This is a genomic window from Microbacterium sp. NPDC058342 (assembly GCF_042723935.1).
GTDB lineage: Bacteria > Actinomycetota > Actinomycetes > Actinomycetales > Microbacteriaceae > Microbacterium.
In genome coordinates this window covers 1-18,455 of the sequence record NZ_JBHXID010000001.1, presented here as the reverse complement: position 1 = coordinate 18,455, position 18,455 = coordinate 1, and the positions used below count along the sequence as shown (strand labels likewise).

Annotated in this window: 18 protein-coding genes; 17 read left to right on the top strand and 1 reads right to left on the bottom strand. The window is 69.8% G+C overall.

Annotation, left to right across the window (positions count from 1 at the left end; translation table 11 throughout):
* Nucleotides 1–43 precede the first annotated feature (43 nt).
* From ACFWHT_RS00090 to ACFWHT_RS00080, 3 genes are read left to right on the top strand one after another with little or no spacing between them, the layout of a single operon-like run.
* Complete coding sequence (locus tag ACFWHT_RS00090; RefSeq protein WP_378824320.1) at nt 44–1,594, top strand: aldehyde dehydrogenase family protein; 1,551 nt, start codon at nt 44–46, stop codon at nt 1,592–1,594.
* Nucleotides 1,594–1,983, top strand: coding sequence for a DUF779 domain-containing protein (locus tag ACFWHT_RS00085; protein ID WP_378824318.1), 390 nt, complete (start codon nt 1,594–1,596; stop codon nt 1,981–1,983). Before ACFWHT_RS00090 ends, ACFWHT_RS00085 begins: the two co-directional genes overlap by 1 nt.
* A 53-nt stretch (nt 1,984–2,036) precedes the next feature.
* Nucleotides 2,037–2,873, top strand: a complete 837-nt coding sequence (locus ACFWHT_RS00080; protein WP_378824317.1) for a hypothetical protein — start codon at nt 2,037–2,039, stop codon at nt 2,871–2,873.
* An 11-nt stretch (nt 2,874–2,884) separates the two neighbouring features.
* Here the strand turns inward: ACFWHT_RS00080 and ACFWHT_RS00075 are convergent, their stop codons facing one another.
* Nucleotides 2,885–4,099, bottom strand: coding sequence for a hypothetical protein (locus ACFWHT_RS00075; RefSeq protein WP_378824315.1), 1,215 nt, complete (start codon nt 4,097–4,099; stop codon nt 2,885–2,887).
* Nucleotides 4,100–4,186: 87 nt separating this feature from the next.
* On the opposite strand from ACFWHT_RS00075, the gene ACFWHT_RS00070 reads away from it, so the two are divergent.
* From ACFWHT_RS00070 to ACFWHT_RS00005, 14 genes are all read left to right on the top strand, one after another.
* A complete protein-coding gene (locus ACFWHT_RS00070) occupies nt 4,187–5,164 on the top strand; it encodes a glycosyltransferase family 2 protein (RefSeq protein ID WP_378824314.1) in 978 nt (325 codons plus the stop codon).
* Nucleotides 5,161–6,516, top strand: a complete 1,356-nt coding sequence (locus ACFWHT_RS00065) for a polysialyltransferase family glycosyltransferase (protein WP_378824312.1) — start codon at nt 5,161–5,163, stop codon at nt 6,514–6,516. Before ACFWHT_RS00070 ends, ACFWHT_RS00065 begins: the two co-directional genes overlap by 4 nt.
* Entirely contained in the window at nt 6,513–7,670 is a 1,158-nt protein-coding gene (locus ACFWHT_RS00060; RefSeq protein WP_378824311.1) for a cytidylyltransferase domain-containing protein, read from the top strand. Before ACFWHT_RS00065 ends, ACFWHT_RS00060 begins: the two co-directional genes overlap by 4 nt.
* A gap of 131 nt (nt 7,671–7,801) precedes the next feature.
* Nucleotides 7,802–8,674: an N-acetylneuraminate synthase family protein gene (locus ACFWHT_RS00055; RefSeq protein WP_378824310.1), complete on the top strand. Its 873-nt coding sequence runs from the start codon at nt 7,802–7,804 to the stop codon at nt 8,672–8,674.
* A complete protein-coding gene (locus ACFWHT_RS00050; RefSeq protein ID WP_378824309.1) occupies nt 8,671–9,999 on the top strand; it encodes a DUF6716 putative glycosyltransferase in 1,329 nt (442 codons plus the stop codon). Before ACFWHT_RS00055 ends, ACFWHT_RS00050 begins: the two co-directional genes overlap by 4 nt.
* A gap of 488 nt (nt 10,000–10,487) precedes the next feature.
* Entirely contained in the window at nt 10,488–10,853 is a 366-nt protein-coding gene (gene rpsF, locus ACFWHT_RS00045; RefSeq protein WP_193597389.1) for a 30S ribosomal protein S6, read from the top strand.
* 5 nt (nt 10,854–10,858) lie between these two features.
* Complete coding sequence (locus ACFWHT_RS00040) at nt 10,859–11,350, top strand: single-stranded DNA-binding protein (protein ID WP_378824306.1); 492 nt, start codon at nt 10,859–10,861, stop codon at nt 11,348–11,350.
* 47 nt (nt 11,351–11,397) lie between these two features.
* Complete coding sequence (gene rpsR / locus ACFWHT_RS00035) at nt 11,398–11,652, top strand: 30S ribosomal protein S18 (RefSeq protein WP_071641238.1); 255 nt, start codon at nt 11,398–11,400, stop codon at nt 11,650–11,652.
* Between the two features lie 11 nt (nt 11,653–11,663).
* The gene (rplI, locus tag ACFWHT_RS00030) at nt 11,664–12,116 is read left to right on the top strand and encodes a 50S ribosomal protein L9 (RefSeq protein WP_378824305.1); all 453 of its coding nucleotides are present in this window, start codon (nt 11,664–11,666) and stop codon (nt 12,114–12,116) included.
* Between the two features lie 249 nt (nt 12,117–12,365).
* Nucleotides 12,366–13,655: an extracellular solute-binding protein gene (locus tag ACFWHT_RS00025; RefSeq protein WP_378824303.1), complete on the top strand. Its 1,290-nt coding sequence runs from the start codon at nt 12,366–12,368 to the stop codon at nt 13,653–13,655.
* 85 nt (nt 13,656–13,740) lie between these two features.
* Nucleotides 13,741–14,733: a carbohydrate ABC transporter permease gene (locus ACFWHT_RS00020; RefSeq protein ID WP_378824302.1), complete on the top strand. Its 993-nt coding sequence runs from the start codon at nt 13,741–13,743 to the stop codon at nt 14,731–14,733.
* Nucleotides 14,730–15,650, top strand: a complete 921-nt coding sequence (locus tag ACFWHT_RS00015) for a carbohydrate ABC transporter permease (RefSeq protein WP_378824300.1) — start codon at nt 14,730–14,732, stop codon at nt 15,648–15,650. Before ACFWHT_RS00020 ends, ACFWHT_RS00015 begins: the two co-directional genes overlap by 4 nt.
* Before the next feature lies 1 nt (nt 15,651).
* Nucleotides 15,652–17,091, top strand: a complete 1,440-nt coding sequence (locus ACFWHT_RS00010; RefSeq protein WP_378824298.1) for a GH1 family beta-glucosidase — start codon at nt 15,652–15,654, stop codon at nt 17,089–17,091.
* Between the two features lie 88 nt (nt 17,092–17,179).
* On the top strand, nt 17,180–18,214 hold the full coding sequence (locus tag ACFWHT_RS00005; protein WP_378824296.1) for a LacI family DNA-binding transcriptional regulator: 1,035 nt from the start codon (nt 17,180–17,182) through the stop codon (nt 18,212–18,214).
* Nucleotides 18,215–18,455: the final 241 nt, after the last annotated feature.

Below are 18,455 nucleotides of genomic sequence, written 5' to 3'. Positions count from 1 at the left end.
ACCGGACGCGGCACCGAGGCCGCCGGATGTCGAAGGAGACGCCATGACCATCGTCGAAGAGAGCGTGTCGACCGCCTATGCCGCCCCCGGGCAGCCGGGTGCGGTCGCGAACTACCGCCCGCGCTACGGGCACTACATCGGCGGCGAGTTCGTCGAACCCGCGAAGGGCCAGTATTTCGAGAACATCAGTCCGGTCAACGGCAAGGCGTTCACCGAGGTCGCCCGCGGCACCGCCGACGACATCGACCGCGCGGTCGACGTCGCATGGAAGGCGTTCGAGGGGTGGAAGCGCACCTCGCCGGCCGAGCGAAGCGTGATCCTGAACCGCATCGCCGACCGCATGGAGCAGCACCTCGAGCGGATCGCGGTCGCCGAGACGTGGGAGAACGGCAAGCCGGTGCGCGAGACGCTCGCCGCCGACATCCCGCTCGCCATCGATCACTTCCGCTACTTCGCCGGAGTGCTGCGCGGGCAGGAGGGCGGCATCAGCCAGCTCGACGAGAACACCGTGGCCTATCACTTCCACGAGCCGCTCGGCGTGGTCGGGCAGATCATCCCGTGGAACTTCCCGATCCTCATGGCGGTGTGGAAGCTCGCTCCCGCTCTCGCCGCGGGCAACTGCGTGGTGATGAAGCCCGCCGAGCAGACACCGGCATCCCTCCTCTTCCTCTTCGAGATCATCGGCGACCTGCTCCCGGCGGGCGTCGTCAACATCGTCAACGGCTTCGGGATCGAGGCCGGCGCGCCGCTCGCGCAGCACAAGCGCATCCGCAAGGTGGCGTTCACGGGTGAGACCACCACCGGCCGGCTGATCATGCAGTACGCCTCGCAGAACCTCATCCCGGTCACGCTCGAGCTCGGAGGAAAGAGCCCGAACGTGTTCTTCGATGACGTGGCGCGCTCGACCGACGACGCGTACTACGACAAGGCGCTCGAGGGCTTCACGATGTTCGCGCTGAACCAGGGCGAGGTGTGCACCTGCCCGTCGCGTGCGCTCATCCAGGCGTCGATCTACGACGGCTTCCTCTCCGACGGCCTCGAGCGCGTCGGGAAGGTCATCCAGGGCAACCCGCTGGATCCGGCGACGATGATCGGTGCGCAGGCGTCGAACGATCAGCTGGAGAAGATCCTCAGCTACATCGACATCGGCAAGCAGGGCGGCGCGCGCCTGCTCACCGGCGGTGAGAGGGTGGATCTCGGCGGCGACCTCAGCGAGGGCTTCTACGTGGCGCCGACCGTGTTCGAGGGCACGAACGACATGCGCATCTTCCAGGAGGAGATCTTCGGTCCCGTGCTCTCGGTGACGAGCTTCAGCGACTTCGACGACGCCATCTCGATCGCCAACGACACGCTGTACGGTCTGGGCGCGGGCGTGTGGAGCCGCAGCGGCGACACCGCCTACCGCGCCGGCCGGGCGATCGAGGCCGGGCGCGTGTGGACGAACACCTATCACCAGTACCCGGCCCACGCGGCCTTCGGCGGGTACAAGCAGTCGGGCGTGGGACGCGAGAACCACAAGATGATGCTCGACCACTACCAGCAGACCAAGAACCTGCTGGTCTCGTACGCCGAGGGTCCGATGGGCTTCTTCTGATGTCCGAGCAGCACTCCAGGGTCGCCGTGTCCGAGGGCGCGGCGGCCCTGCTGCGGCAGCTGACCGCGCAGCACGGGCCGCTGATGTTCCACCAGTCCGGCGGATGCTGCGACGGCTCCTCGCCCATGTGCTATCCGGTGGGCATGTTCCTCACCGGGCCGGGAGACGTGAGACTCGGTGAGCTCGACATCGGGCTGGACGCCCCCGTCGAGGTGTTCATGTCGGCGTCGCAGTTCGAGTACTGGAAGTACACGCACCTGACCATCGACGTGGTCCCGGGTCGGGGTGCCGGATTCAGCGTCGAAGGGCCGACGGGGATGCGGTTCCTCACCCGCTCCCGGATGCTCGATCGCACCGAGCTGGAGCACTTCGGCCTCGCGCCGGCATGAGCCCCGCCGCGTCCGTCTCGAAGGGGCCGGCCCGGATCGCGTAGTCTCACGGCATGGCCGAGGAATGGCAGTGGCTCGAGAGCGGACCGGTGTTCTCCGCGCCCGGACGGCGAGGCGGACGTGTGGTGCGAGTGCCGCAGCGCGCGACGCTCGCTCCCGTCGGTGCCGACTGGATCCTCACCGTCGCGGCGTTCGCGCTCAGCGGCGCGGTGCTCGTCGTCGCGGCGGGGCTGCTCATCGACAGCGCGTTCGTCGCGGCGAGGCCCGCCGGCTGGTGGTGGCTCGCACTGGCGGTGCCGGCCCTGCTCGCCACCGTCTTCTTCTTCAGCGGCACATACGTCGTCTCGACCGAGCGCGCCATGAAACCGGCCTCGGTGGGACTGATCGTCGCGGCGGGTCTGGCCGGCGCCGCGGCGCTCGGCACGGGGGTCCTCGCGCTCGTGGCGAACGTGCTCGCGGCCGGGCGCGAGCACGACGACCGGGCGGCCGAGGGACTGACGATCGCCGCCGCCCTCGCGGGTGTCGCGCTGGTCGTGCTGGCGTTCGTGTCGATCCGGTCGGTTCGTGAGGCGCGCGGCGAGGTGCATCGGATCCTGCGACTGCGGGCATCCGCCTCGCGGCATCCGGGGATGATCATGGCGCTGCCCGACCCCGACGCCTGGAACGGCGGGGGAGACGTGCCGATCCGGTACACCGACGACGCCGGCGACCACGTCATCACCATGCGGCTCACCGCGTACGCCCACGAGATCCCCGTGCGCGGCTCGCGCGTGCTCGTCCTTCGCGGAGCCGGCGGCGACGTGCACGTCGAGCTCGACCCCGAGCACCCGGTGACGTACACCCCGCACAGCGCCCGATACGAATCGGATTCCTCGGGCGGCGGCTCCTGACCACCCGCTCGTCAGCGCAACAGGAACAGCCCGCCGATCACACCGAACAGCTGCGGCAGGAACATGAACCCCGCGATCACGATGATCGCGATGATCGTCACCCACGACACCCCCTTCTTCAGGCGACGCCCCGGCAGCGCGACACCCGGCGGCGGCTGCAGCATGCCCGCCGGGGGAGCGAACGGCAGCGCCCCGGCGGCACCGGGAGCCCGGGACGCCGGCGGTACGGGGGGCATGGGGAGACCAGCCGCCGGCGGGACGGCGACCGGCGGTGCGGATGCGACCTGCGCGGCCTGCGCTTCGCGCAGCCGGTCGTCGCGCCAGCGCGTCCACTGGTCGAACTTCGTCATGAGCGCACCCACCGTGCCGAACAGCCACGCCCAGGTCGCGGCATCGGTCGTCGAGGCCGGTCGCTGCATGTACAGGAACATCCAGTCGTCGACGATCTCCACGTCGAGCTGCGCGGCGTGATCGATGAAGCGGGCCATGATGTCGGGGGTGAACAGGTAGAGCGCGTCGGCCTCGTACCCGCGCGGGCAGTACAGGGTGAAGTACCGGTCGAAATCACCCTCGAGCGACAGCCGCTGGTCGCGGGAGAACGACGTCGGCAGGTTGCTGCCCAGGGCGTTGTTGCCCAGGGCGTCCAGCACGATGTTCGGCAGCGGCACGTCGAGCTTCACGGCCACGTACCCCCAGTTGTGGGTGGTGCGGTTCTTCCCCGACCCGGTCGTGTACCGATGGTTGCCGAACTCCACGAACCGCGGCGAGTACCCGCGCACCAGTGAGGATGCCTGGCGGCCGCTGCCGTGCTGGAAGATCATGCCGGGCAGGGGCGGGTCATCGATCCGGTGCTCGTACGCCATCCCGTTCGCGGCGGCGAAGCGCGACAGACGGTAGGCGGTCGTGCGCGTGCGACGGTACGAGGCGATGCCGAGCGGGATGCCGATGGCCCCGATCGCGACGAGGACGAGCGTGGGCACCGCGAACGTCAGGCCCACCGGGCCGACGTGGTTCATCGTCAGCAGGCCGAACACGGCCGCGAGCAGCATCGGCACGATCACGAACACGCCGACCACCCCGACGACGACCCAGGCGATGATCGTCCCGGCCGACGCGGGGTGCGTCGCGCGGATCCTCCGCCAGAACTCCGCGACCGCACGGCGGTCGACCGGCTCGGTGAGAGGCCGGGTGTCGAACGGGTACTGCTGCCGTGCCGCCGGTTCCATGCGTCCACGGTACCCGCCGTGATCCGCGTCACCGGATGTTCACCCTCGCGTCGCCGTGCCGTCAGGACGGTGCGGCACCATGACCCGGTGGCCGCCCCGCTCGTGACCGTCATCGTGCCGGCGAAGGATGCCGGTGCCTTCGTCGGCACGGCGCTCGAGACGCTGACCCGCCAGTTCGACGACCCGACGGCGGTGAAGCTCGTCGCGATCGACGACGGCTCCCAGGACGACACCGGCGAGGTCATGCGGCAGCACGCCTCCCGGTTCGCGCATGCCGAGGTGATCGTGAACCCCGTCGCGCGCGGGTTGGCGACCGCCCGCAACCAGGGGCTCGCGCACGTGGAGGGCGAGGCATTCTGCTTCCTCGACGGCGACGACTGGATGCAGCCGGGCCGGCTGGCCGTGTTGCATCGGACGCTGCGGGAGCTCGACTGCGATTTCGTGCGCACCGATCACGTCACGGTCCGAGGCGCCGAGCGGCGGCTGGTGCGCGCGCCGTTCACGCCTCGCGGCGTCGTCACCGACCCGAGGAGCGCCGTCCTGCCGATCGACGATCGCAGCATGGTGGACTACCCGTACGCATGGGCGGGCATGCTGCAGCGCCGCGTGCTCGATCAGGGACTCGCGGGCTTCGGTGACGGCCTGTTCACCGCCGAGGATCGTCCGTGGGTGTGGCGGCTGCACCTGCAGGCGGCGTCCTTCGCCGTCGTCGACGCTCCCCAGCTTCTCTACCGCCGCGGCCTGCCCGACTCGCTGTCGACGACGCTCGATGATCGGCAGCTGCACTTCGCCCGCGCGCTCGGTGAGGTGATCGACGTCGTCGAGGCCGATCGCGACGCCGAGCGGATGCTGCCCAAAGCGGTGTTCACGGTGCTGGCGCTCAGTTCGCACCACCTCGTACGCGCGCGCCGCATGCGACCGGCGGTGCGAAGGCGGCTGCGTGCCGGCATCCGCTCCCTGCTGGCGCGGCTGCCCCGCGATCAGGTCGAGGCGGCGGCATCCCGCCTCGACGGGCCGCGCCGTCGGGTGCTCGCGCGCGTGCTGCGGCAGGCCGGCCGCTCATGATCCAGCTCTTCCTCCTGCACAGCCCGTACGGGCTGATGACCGCCGCTGCCGCCATCGACGAGGGACTGCTGGGCGGCGCCGCGCAGCGCATCCTCGTGCCGACGAACACCGCGGCCGTGCCCGAGACCGCCCATGACGTGGCGACGCTGCGGCGGCTCGCTCCGCTGCGCGCCCGCTTCGACCGCGTGGAGCCGCTGGACGCGCTGATCGGCCCTCGGCATCCGACCCGCTGGGAGCCCGACGAGCAGGACCTGCCGATGCTGGAGCGACTGCTGCGCCGGGCGTGGGGCCTGGGGGACGCGCCGCTGGAGCTGTTCGTCCAGTCGCCACAGGTGGCGCCGGCCCGCACCCTGATGGCGCTGTTCCGCGACGCGCGAATCGGCGTGATCGGCGACGGCCTGATGACCTACGCGCCGATCCGCGCCCGCCTCCCGCGGCAGGTCGCCGAGCGCGTGACGCGGGTCGTGCACGCCGATGTCGTGGCGGGCGTCGAGCCGCTGGTGTTCGCCCAGACCGGTGCGCGGAGCGTGCCGCTGCCGCCGGCCGCGTTCGGAGCGGTGCTGCGACAGGCGGGGGAGGCGGTGCCGGATCCGAGCCTCGAGGCGCTCGCCGCGGAGCCCGCCCGCACAGCGTTGGTGGTGGGGCAGTACCTGTCGGCGCTGGGACTGGTGCCGCTCGCGGAGGAGCGCGCGATGCAGGTGGAGATGATCGACCGGGCCGCGGATGCCGGAGTGGAGCGGGCCGTGTTCGCCCCGCACCCTTCGGCGCCACCCGCCCTGACCGCGGCGCTCGCGGCGAGGGCGCGGGAGCGCGGGATCGGCTTCGCGGTGCTCTCCGGTGACGTCCCGGCGGAGCACGTCGCCGAGCGCCTCGGCGCCACCGACGTCGTCGCCGGCTTCTCCACCGTCCTGCCGACCGTGCGAACCCTGTACGGCACGCGCGTGCACGCGGTGGGCACGCGGCGGATCCTGGCCGGTCTGCGGCCGTATCAGAACAGCAACAGGATGCCGGCGACCATCGTCGATGCGATGGTGCGTGCGGAGTACGCGGCGCCGGCGCGCATGCGGCGCCTGGTCGACGCGGTCGGCTACGCCATGCAGCCGCAGATCATGGCGCACCTGCGGCAGCCGGCTGTCGAGTTCCTCGGATCGCTGCCGCCCGACGAACGCGAGAGGTACGTGCCGGCGCAGCGGCTGTGCCGGCTCGGTCTGCCCGGGGCGCCCGCTCCGACCCGGCTCCAGCGGCTGGGCGACTCGTCGGGTGGCGTGGGCCGACTGGAGGAGCTGCGGCTCACCGTGGCGGGCGTCCGGCGCCGCGCCGGCCGAGTGTGGAAGGCGGCGCGAGGCCGATGACCGGAAACATCACCGTCGCGATCATCCCCGCCCGCGGCGGATCGAAGGGGATTCCGGGCAAGAACCTGCGCCGCGTCGGCGGGGTCGCGCTCATTGAGCGGGCCGTGCGCGCGGCAGCCGCGGCATCCGGGATCGACCTGGTCGTCGTCAGCACCGACCACCCGGGCATCGCGTCGACCGCCGCAGCCGCCGGTGCCAGGGTGATCGAGCGACCCGCCCACCTCGCCGGAGACTCCGCCACGTCGGAGAGCGCGCTGCTGCACGCGCTCGACGTGCTCGAAGCCGACGGCGTGCGGGTCGGGACGGTGGTCTTCGTGCAGGCCACGTCGCCCTTCATCGCATCGGAGGGGATCTCCGAGGCCGTCGGTCACATCGTCTCGAGGCGCTTCGACAGCGTCTTCTCCGCGCATGAGACGTTCGGATTCCTCTGGGGCCGGGATGCCGCGGGCCGGGCCGTCGCGATCAACCACGATGCGACGCACCGACCCCGCCGCCAGGACCGCGACCCGCACTTCCTCGAGACCGGTGCCTTCTATGCCTTCGATGCGGCCGGGTTCCGCACGGCGGGACACCGCTTCTTCGGGCGCGTCGGCATCGTCGAGGTGCCCGAGCGCACAGCCATCGAGATCGACGACGAGCATCAGCTCGCCCTCGCGGACTCCCTCGCCGCGCTCCTCGACGGCGCGCCGGAGCCGATCACGGCGTCGGCGCTCGTCACCGACTTCGACGGCGTGCACACCGACGACACCGCGAGCGTCGACACCGACGGGCGCGAGACCGTGCGGGTCAGCCGTGAGGACGGCATGGGCGTCTCCCGTCTGCGGCACGCGGGCATCCCGATGCTCATCCTCTCCACCGAGCAGAACGCGGTCGTGGCCCGGCGGGCCGAGAAGCTGCGCGTGCCCGTGCTGCACGGCATCGACGACAAGGCGGCGGCGCTCGCCGCCTGGGCGGCCGAGCGGGGCATCCGTCTGGCCGACGTCGCCTATGTCGGCAACGACGTGAACGACCTTGGCGCCCTGGGGATCGTCGGCTGGCCGGTCGCGGTCGCGAACGCGCATCCGGCGGTGCGGGCCGCCGCCCGCGTCGTGCTCACCCGGCGCGGCGGCGAGGGGGCCGTCCGCGAGGTCATCGAGCGGATGCTGGGCGGCTGAGTCCGCGCCGGCAGCCCGAGGACTTCGTCGCGTGCCCTTCCGCGAACGGTCACGCGACGGACGACGCGGGTTCATCTCGGCTGCGTAGACCGGGAGGACGGACCGGAGAACCTATCGAACGGAGCGTCCTCATGACCGTCAGCATCGCGGATCGGGTGGTCGGTGGGGGCCGACCCGCCTACGTCATCGCCGAGATCGGCCTGAACCACAACGGCGACGTCGAGATCGCCAAGCAGCTCATCGACGTCGCCAGGGCGGCCGGAGCGGATGCCGTGAAGTTCCAGAAGCGCACGCCCGAGATCGCCACGCCCGAGCACATGCGCGATGTCCCGCGCGAGACGCCCTGGGGCACCATGAGCTACCTCGACTACCGGCGTCGCGTCGAGTTCGGCCGCGAGGAGTACATCGAGATCGGCGACCACGCCACGATGGCCGGCCTGCACTGGTTCGCCTCGCCCTGGGATGTGCCGAGCGTCGAGTTCCTCGAGGACCTGAACGTCGTCGCGCACAAGGTGGCGTCGGCGAGCCTCACCGACACCGAGCTGCTGCAGGCCCTTCGCGACACCGGCAAGCCCGTCATCCTCTCCACGGGCATGTCGACGATCGAGCAGATCGACCGCGCGCTGAACACCCTGGGCACCGACCGCACCATCCTCATGCACGCCACCTCGACGTACCCGATGGAGGCGGGAGAGGCGAACCTCAGGATGATCCCCACCCTCCGTGATCGGTACGCGGGCGTGCCGGTCGGCTACTCCGGTCACGAGCGGGGCCTGCAGATCTCGCTCGCTGCCGTCGCACTCGGGGCGGTCGCGGTGGAGCGGCACATCACCCTCGACCGGGCGATGTGGGGATCCGACCATGCGGCCTCTCTGGAGCCGGCCGGGCTGGAGCGCCTGGTGCGCGACATCCGGGTCGTCGAGGAGGCGCTCGGCGACGGGGTGAAGCGCGTCTACCCCGGCGAGCTGGCCCCCATGGCCAAGCTGCGCCGCGTCGGCGCATGACGTTCCCGGGCAGCCGGTCGCCCCGGCTGCGGGTGGTCGCGATCGGCGACGCCGACTCGTTCGTCAAATGGGCCGCTCATCTGATCGACCGGGTGGACGATGTCAGCCGGCACCTGCTGCTGGTGCGGACGCCCCTGGCCGTCAGCGACGCGCAGAAGGATGCGGCGATCGCCGGCACCCGCTTCGCCGGCGATCCGCGAAGCGTCACGCGCGTCGCCTTCACCGAGGTGACCGGGTGGCTCGCTCGGGACATGCCCGATGTCGTCGTGCTCGCGGGACGAGCGCCGTTCGTGCGGTTGATGAGCCGCGAGATCGACCGTCTCGCGCGCCGTCCCGTCGTGGTCAGCGGACTGCCGGGCATGTCGATCCCCGCGCTCCGAGGAGCCCTGCATTACCGCCGGCACTGCGATCTGATGGTGGTGCACTCCCGTCGCGAGGTCGCCGCCTACGCCCGGCTGGGCCGCGCCATCGGCGCGACGGTGCCGGTCGCCCTGGCCACCCTGCCGTTCGCGCACCGCAGCGCCGATCGCGCCGGGGGCACGGACCTCGTCTTCGCCGCGCAGGCGCTCGTGCCGTCGGCGCGGGAGGACCGCCGCCGGATCGCCGAGATCCTGCGTCTGGCCGCCGTCGCCGATCCGCTCAGGCGCGTGGTGGTCAAGCTCCGCTCGCGGCCCGGGGAGGTCGAGGCGCATCAGGAGCGGGACGGCTACACGCAGCTTCTCGAGAACGCGCCGGAGAATCTGGTGTTCTCGTTCGCGCCGATGTCCGAGGCGCTCGAGACGGCCGAAGGACTGGTCACGGTCAGCTCGACGGCGGCGATCGAGGCGATGGCGGCGGGCGTGCCGGTGATCGTGCTCGACACCTTCGGCGTGCACGCCGATCTGCTGAACGGGGTGTTCGCCGAGAGCGGCCTGCTGGGCGGCGCGGACGACGTCGTCGCGCGGCGGTTCCGGCATCCCGAGCCCCGCTGGGCGAGCACCAATTACTTCCACGACCCGCGCGACTCGCGCTGGTGGGAGCAGGCCCAGCGGCTGGTCGCGCTGCGACGCCGGGGGATGCTGCCTGCTCGCACCGTGCCGCGTGCTCGGGGCGGTGCGCTGCACGAGGCCTGGCACCGCAGGAACGTGCTCGGCGATGAGGACCGCACGCTCACCGGCCGGCTGGCCGGCGTGCTCGTCACTCCGGTGATCTCGGCGCTGACCGCGCTGAAGCGGCGGCGTGGGCGCGCGGATGCTCCGGATGCCTCTGCCGTCGACCTCACGCTCGCACCGAGCCCGCTCGCCGAGTCGTCGCGCCGGCTCGCCGGCTCGCGCGTGCGGAGCTGACCGGCTCGGCGATCGAACGGGCTGCGCCGTGGCATTCGCCGCCCGAGCACGACGAAGCCCCGTGGGTTCCCACGGGGCTTCGCTGCTCGGGCCAGCGGGCCGGTCTCGCCGGCCCGCTCCGAATCAGAGGCCGAGGCCGCTGAGGAGGCCGAGGACGGTGTTGAGCAGACCGGTGACGAGGGCGAGGATTGCGTCCATTTTCATTCCTTCGTTAGGTGGGCGGTGGCCCAGTTCTCAGTGGTGCGCCGGGGCGCGCTTTCATCCTGGCCTCCGATATATCGGAATATCAATACCCCGGCCAGAAATTCATGCCGCCGTCTCCTCGCGTTCGCACATGGTCAGCAGGCCCACAGAGACGGTTCGGCAGCATCGGTCGCGATCCGGTAGACTGCTGTGGTTGTCTGCTCTGCACGAGCGGACGGCATGCACACACCCTCCTGCTTCCGGGAAAGTCCCGGGAGCCGTTCTAGTCCGAAGGAGGTGGGTAAGTGACGCACCAGTACGAGCTCATGGTCATTCTGACCCCCGAGCTGGACGAGCGCCAGGTTGCCCCCAACCTCGACAAGTTCCTGAAGGTCATCACCAACGATGGTGGCTCGATTGACAAGGTCGACATCTGGGGCAAGCGCCGTTTCGCCTATGAGATCAACAAGAAGAACGAGGGCATCTACGCCGTCGTCAACTTCACCGCGACGAGCGAGGCCACCCAGGAGCTCGACCGTCAGCTGAAGCTGAGCGAGCTCGTCTTCCGCACCAAGGTCCTGCGTGCCGAAGAGGCACAGGCCATGGTCGCCGCCGAGGCGAAGCGCGCTGCCGACAAGGCCGCCCGCAAGCCCAAGGTCGCGAAGGCGTAAGCATCATGGCCGGCGAAACCGTCATCACCGTGGTGGGCAACCTCACCGCAGACCCCGAGCTGCGTTACACGCAGAACGGCCTGCCGGTGGCGAACTTCACCATCGCCTCGACCCCGCGCACGTTCGACCGTCAGGCCAACGAGTGGAAGGACGGCGAAGCGCTGTTCCTCCGCGCATCGGTGTGGCGCGAGTTCGCCGAGCACGTGGCAGGTTCCCTGACCAAGGGCATGCGCGTCATCGCGCAGGGCCGCCTGCGTCAGCGCTCCTACCAGGACCGCGAAGGCAACAACCGCACGGCGATCGAGCTGGAGGTTGACGAGATCGGTCCTTCGCTGCGATACGCGACGGCACAGGTCACGCGGGCCGCATCCAACGGCGGTGGACAGTCGCGTCCGCAGCAGCAGCAGGTCTCGGACGAGCCGTGGTCGACCCCCGGCTCCTCGAGCGCTGACGCCTGGAGTGCTCCGGGCAGCTTCGGCGACGACACCCCGTTCTAAGAACTGCGGATGCCGAAGGCATCCGAACACATCTCAAAGGAAAACTCATGGCTGGAAAGTCGAGCGGCGACCGCCGCAAGCCGCGGAAGGGTGGCAAGCCCACCGCTCCCGCGAAGTCGATCCGCGTGGGCGTCATCGATTACAAGGATGTCGCAACGCTTCGCAAGTTCATCTCGGAGCGCGGCAAGATCCGCGCCCGTCGTATCACCGGTGTCTCCGTGCAGGAGCAGCGTCTGATCGCCAAGGCGATCAAGAACGCTCGCGAGATGGCTCTCCTGCCCTACGCCGGCGCTGGCCGCTGAGGGGTACGGACATGGCAAAGCTGATTCTCACGAACGAGGTCGCCGGGCTCGGAAGCGCCGGTGACGTCATCGAGGTCAAGAACGGGTACGCCCGCAACTACCTCATCCCCCAGGGCTTCGCGGTCGCATGGACCCGCGGCGGCGAGAAGCAGGTCGAGTCGATCCGCGCCGCCCGCACGGCGCGCGCGATCCACGACCTCGATGAGGCGACCGCCCTGAAGAACAAGCTCGAGGGCACCAAGGTGCGCCTGGCCGTCAAGGCCGGCGCCGAGGGTCGCCTGTTCGGCTCGGTGAAGACGGCCGACGTGGCCGACGCTGTCGCCGCCGCCGGCCTCGGCTCGATCGACAAGCGCAAGGTGCACATCACCACGCCGATCAAGAGCACGGGAGAGCACGAGGCGACCGTTCGTCTGCACGACGACGTCACCGCCGTGATCTCGCTGCAGGTCGTCGCCGCGAAGTAACCACTTCACGCAGGAAGCCCCGGATCTGAACTGATCCGGGGCTTTCCTGCGTTCGGCGGCGACGGGCTGACGGAATCGCCGCTGTGCCCGGTTGCCGAAGACCATACCCGCTGTGGGAGCGCGCCCACAAAACGCTTGACTCGACCACGAGAGCGTGCGTATGGTGATGTCCAACCCCGTGGGAGCGCGCCCATGATCGTGGTGTGGGAGCGCTTGCATAGTCAACTCAGCGCACACAAGGAAGTGACCGTGAACACAGCACGAAGCAGGATCGCCGCATCCCTCGCCGGCGCAACGGCATTGGCGCTCGCCGCCACCGGCTGCTCGACCGGCGGTGGTGACGCGGGCGGTGACGAGAAGATCACCCTCTCGATCACGACGTTCGGCACGATGGGCGTCGAGGCCAAGTACCAGGAGTACATGGACGAGAATCCGAACATCACCATCGAGGCCACCAATCTCGAAGGCGGCGGCGCGGCCCGCGACGACGCCTACGCGAAGATCGCGGCCGGAACAGGCCTCAGCGACATCGTCGCGATCGAGGAGGGCTGGCTCGGCACCATCCCCGAAGACGCCTTCGTCGACCTGCGCGACTACGGCATCGAGGACGTGAAGGACACCTGGCTCGACTGGAAGTACGACCAGGGCACGACCACCGACGGACAGGTCATCGGCGCCGGCCTCGACATCGGGCCGCAGGGCATCTGCTACCGCGGCGACCTGTTCGAGAAGGCGGGACTGCCCAGCGAGCGCGACGAGGTGGCCGAGTACTTCGGCGGAGAGGACGCGACCTGGGAGCGCTTCTTCGAGGTCGGCCGTGAGTACGTCGAGAACACCGGCAAGGCGTTCTACCACAGCCCGCGATTCTTCTGGAACTCGTTCGTGAACCAGCAGGCCGAGGGGTACTACAAGAAGGACGGCGAGACCCTCAACATCAAGGACAACGACGTGCTCAAGGCGCACTTCGCCGAGATCGTCCAGGCCGAGAAGGACGGACTCGGCGCAGGCCTGCCCGGCTGGGAGGTCGGACCCGAGGCCAAGGCGGGCGACTTCGCCGTGTACATGTGCCCCAGCTGGATGCTCGGCATCGTGCAGGGATACTACGACGAGGGCACCACCGACAGCGGCTGGGACTTCGCGAACGTGCTGCCGGGCGGCGCGGCGAACTGGGGTGGCGCGTTCCTCGGCGTCTCCAGCTCATCCGAGCATCCGGAGGAGGCGGCCAAGCTCGCCCTCTGGCTGGCTTCGCCTGAGCAGCAGGCGTCGGCCTTCGAGAAGGCGGGACCCTTCCCGAGCACGCTCGAAGGCCAGGAACTGGTGGCCGACACCACGAGCGCCTTCTTCAACGACGCGCCGGTGGGGAAGATCTTCGCCGAACGCTCGAAGGGCGTCGTCGCGCAGGTCAAGGGCCCGGAGGACTCCAACATCCAGGACAACGTCTTCGGCCCGATCTTCGACCGGGTCAGCCAGGGCGAGGTCACCGATGCCGATGAGGCCTGGGACGCGGCTATGGAGCTGCTCGACCAGATCGTCGGCTGATCGCACGGGCGTCCCGGGTCACAGCGGCCCGGGACGCCCGCGCGGCACCTTCCGCATCCTCACCGACGACCCGATTGGTTCCACGATGTTCAGCACATCGGTCCGCGCGACCCGCTCGGAGCTGACGTTCCGGCAGAAGGTCAGCCGCTTCGACCACACCTTCTCGCCGTACCTGTACGTCGCGCCGTTCTTCATCCTGTTCGCCCTCATCGGGGTGTTCCCCATCGTGTACACGATGAACGTGTCGCTCTACGACTGGCACCTGCTCCAGGGCCAGGGCGACTTCGTCGGCATCGACAACTATGTCTCGGTGCTGTCCGATCCGTTCTTCTGGAACGCGTTCTTCAACACGATCAGCATCTTCCTGCTCTCGGCGATCCCCCAGCTGATCGTCGCCACGCTCATCGCCGCACTGCTCGATCAGGCGATCCGGGCCAAGACCTTCTGGCGCATGAGCATCCTGCTGCCGTACATCGTGGCCCCGGTCGCGGTGACCGTCATCTTCCTGCAGATCTTCAACCAGTACCACGGACCGATCGCCGGCATCCTCGAGGCGCTGGGCCTCGACCCGATCCGCTGGTCCTTCGACGTCTTCCCCTCGCACATCGCGATCGCGAGCATGGTGAACTGGCGCTGGACCGGATACAACGCCCTGCTCCTGCTCGCCGCGATGCAGGCCGTTCCTCGTGACGTGTACGAGTCGGCCACCCTCGACGGGGCCGGCAAGCTGCGTCGCTTCTGGTCGGTCACCATCCCGATGATCCGGCCGACCCTCGTCTTCGTCGTGATCACCGCCACCATCGGGGGACTTCAGATCTTCACGGAGCCGAAGCTGTTCGACCCTCGCACGCACGGGGGAAGCGACCGTCAGTTCCAGACGATCGTCCTCTACCTGTACGAGCTGGCCTTCCCGCGGCGGGACTTCGGCCGCGCATCGGCCACCGCCTGGATCCTGTTCGTCATCATCATGCTCGTCGGCCTGCTCAGCTTCCTGGTCACGCGCGCCGTCCGCACAGCTGATGTGAAGACCGTCCGTGCCCGACGCCTGACCGCGCCGGTGAAGCGGGGAGAATCATGACCGCCACCGTCACACCCACCCGCATGGCGGACCTGACCGCGCCCGAGGAGCGACGCACCGCGGCCGTTCAGCGCAGCGCGCGCCGACGCGGGGCTTACGAGCGACCGGGCATGCTCACCTATGCGCTGCTGATCGCATTCTTCGCCGGATCGGCGTTCCCCCTGTGGTGGTCGTTCACGATCGCCAGCCGCCAGTCGTCCGACGTGAACCTGGTGCCGCCCGCGGTGCTGCCCGGCGCGAACTTCGTCGGCAACGCGGCCAAGGTGTTCGACACGGTGCCCTTCCTGCTCTCGCTGATGAACAGCGTGATCATCTCGGGTGCGATCACCATCTCGGTGGTGTTCTTCTCGACGCTGGCCGGCTACGCGTTCGCCAAGCTGCGCTTCCGCGGGCGCACCGGGCTGCTGCTGGCGGTGATCGCGACCATGGCCATCCCGACCCAGCTCGGCATCATCCCGCTGTTCATGCTGATGGCGGACTGGAAGTGGACCGGCACCCTGCAGGCCGTCATCGTGCCCGGGATGGTCACCGCGTTCGGCGTGTTCTTCATGCGCCAGTACCTCGTCGACGTCATCCCCGACGAGCTGATCGAGGCCGCCCGCATGGACGGCGCCAGCATGTGGGGCACGTTCCGGCACGTCGCCTTCCCTGCGGCCCGCCCGGCGATGGCGGTGCTGGGCCTGTTCACCTTCATGGCCTCGTGGACCGACTACCTGTGGCCGATGCTCGTGCTCAGCCCGCGCAACCCGAACGTGCAGACGGCGCTTGCGGCGCTGAGCGCCAGCGGCGGGCAGAACCCCGACAACTCGATGGTGCTCGCCGGGGCCGTGCTCTCGACCATCCCGCTGCTCATCCTCTTCTTCATCGCGGGCCGGCAGCTCGTGGCCGGAATCATGCAAGGAGCAGTGAAAGGCTGACATGACCATCCAGATGCAACCGCACACCAGGGATCGACCGGACTATCGCGACTCGGGGCTCGAGTTCCCGGCGGACTTCCTGATCGGCGCCGCGACGGCCGCGTACCAGATCGAGGGCGCGGTGAGCGCCGACGGACGCGGGCCGTCGATCTGGGACACGTTCAGCTCCACGCCGGGCAAGATCACCGGCGGAGACACCGGTGAGGTCGCCGTCGATCACTACAACCGGCTGGAGGCCGATCTCGACCTGATGGCCGAGCTCGGCATCGAGGCCTACCGGTTCTCGATCGCCTGGCCGCGGATCCAGCCGACCGGAACGGGCCCCGCGAACGCAGCGGGCATCGGCTTCTACAGCCGGCTGGTCGACGGGCTCATCGACCGCGGCATCCGCCCCATCGCCACGCTCTATCACTGGGACCTGCCGCAGGCGCTCGAGGACGCCGGCGGCTGGACGAACCGCGAGACCGCCTACCGGTTCGCGGAGTACACGCGAATCGTCGCCGAGGCACTCGGAGACCGGGTGCGGATGTGGACGACCCTGAACGAGCCGTGGTGCAGCGCCTTCCTCGGCTACGGCTCGGGCGCGCACGCCCCCGGCCGCACCGATGGAGCCGCCGCGCTCGCCGCCATGCACCATCTCAATCTCGCGCACGGCCTGGCCGTGCCGGTGATCCGCGAGATCGTCCCCGGGGCCGAGGTCTCCGCCACCCTCAACTTCCACGTGGTCCGGCCGGCCGACGACACGAGTGCGGATGCCGTGCGTCGCATCGATGCGCTGGCCAACCGGTCCTTCACCCAGCCGATGCTCCTCGGCGGATATCCGCAGGATCTCATCGACGACACGAAGTCGATCAGCGACTGGTCGTTCGTGCAACCCGGCGACACCGCGATCATCCACCAGCCGCTCGATTTCCTCGGCGTGAACTACTACTCCACGACCCTGGTGCGCGCGTGGGACGGCGTCGCCCCTCGCGAGCGCGCCGACGGCCACAAGGACATGGGTGGATCGTCCTGGCCGGGCGGCGACGGCGTGGAGTTCCCGCTGCAGGAGGGTCCCTACACGTCGATGGGGTGGAACATCGCCCCCGACGGACTGGAGGATCTGCTCCTCTCGCTCAGTCGCGAGCATCCCGGACTGCCGCTGATGGTCACCGAGAACGGAGCGGCGTTCGACGACGAGCCGGAGGGCGCCCGGGTCCACGACCAGCAGCGCGTCGACTACCTGCGCCGGCACTTCACCGCCGCGCACCGGGCGCTGCAGCAGGGCGTCGACCTGCGCGGATACCTGGTGTGGTCGCTGTTCGACAACTTCGAGTGGGGCTACGGCTACAGCAAGCGGTTCGGCATCGTGCACGTCGACTACGTCACGCAGGAGCGCACCGTCAAGGACAGCGGTCTCTGGATCGCCCGCCTCATCGACGAACACGTCATCCCGCGCTGAGGATCCGGTGGTTATGTCGTACGGTGAGTAAGCCCACCTCCGCAGCGAGGAACCCACGAACGCGCCCGACGGGCAGCAGGAGACGACAGTGACGACGGAGCCGCCCCGCAAGGCGCAGCCGTGGATCCCGACCCTGGAAGAGGTCGCGGCTCTGGCAGGAGTTTCCAGCTCCACGGCGTCCCGGGTGATCAACGGGTCCCCCCGTGTCACCGAGCAGACCATCGCGCGGGTGAACGCGGCGATCGCGAAGGTGGGGTACGTGCCCAACCGGGCGGCCCGCAGCCTCGCGCGCCGGCGCACGCAGACCGTCGCCATGATGATCCCCGAGCGCACGGCCGAGTTCTTCGCCGACCCGTACTTCGCCGAGGTCATCCAGGGCGCGGCGATGCACGCATCGTCGACCGAGTACTCCCTGACCCTGCTCATCGAGTCGGAGAACGATCCCGAGAAGACCCACCAGTTCCTGCGTCGGGGCAACGTCGACGGCGCGCTGATCCTGTCGCATCACAGCGCGTCGTCGTCGTACCGGGAACTCGCCCGCACCCTTCCGGTCGTGTTCGGCGTGCGGCCGCCTGGGGACATGGGAGACGAGATCCACGTCGTCGATGCGGACAACGTCGCCGCCGGCGCGCTGGCCACGAAGCACCTCGCGGAGCGCGGGCGCAGGCGCATCGCCACCATCTCCGGCCCGCTCGACACCTCGGCCGGACGCGAGCGCATGCAGGGATGGAGCGAGGCGCTCGCCGCGTCCGGGCTGGAGCCCGGCCTCAGCGAGCAGGGCGACTACACCCCGGCCGGCGGCGCGGACGCGGCCCGGCGGCTCGTCGAAGCGGATGCCCCGTTCGACGCCCTCTTCATCGCCTCGGCGCAGATGGCGTCGGGAGCGCTGAGCGCGCTGAAAGAGGCCGGCCTGCGGGTGCCCGAGGATGTCGCGATCGCCACGGTCGACAACAACGTGTTCTCGACGAGCACCACGCCGCAGTTGACCACGGTCGACCTGCACACCGGCGCGAAGGGCGCCGCGATGATGGCGACGGTGGTGCGGTTGATCAAGGGCGAGCAGATCGGCGTCGAGACGCTGGTGCCCATGGAGCTCATCGAGCGGGCGTCGTCCGCCGCCTGACGCGAAACTCCGGGCTCCCGGCTCCGTGTCGACGCCCGACCCCGGGCGCGGTTCCGCCACGGACGGAGGTGGCAGGTGCCTCGCGAGGGGATGCGAGGCACCTGCCGGAGCGGCCGGCGCCCAGCGCCGGGAACCGCTCGAGGTGCGGCGCCGCGGGGGGGGGGGGGCCCCCCCCCGCCGCCGCCCCCCGACTCGACGCGGAAGCACCCGTCGACGCCCGGAGCCGGCAGGAACATCCGCT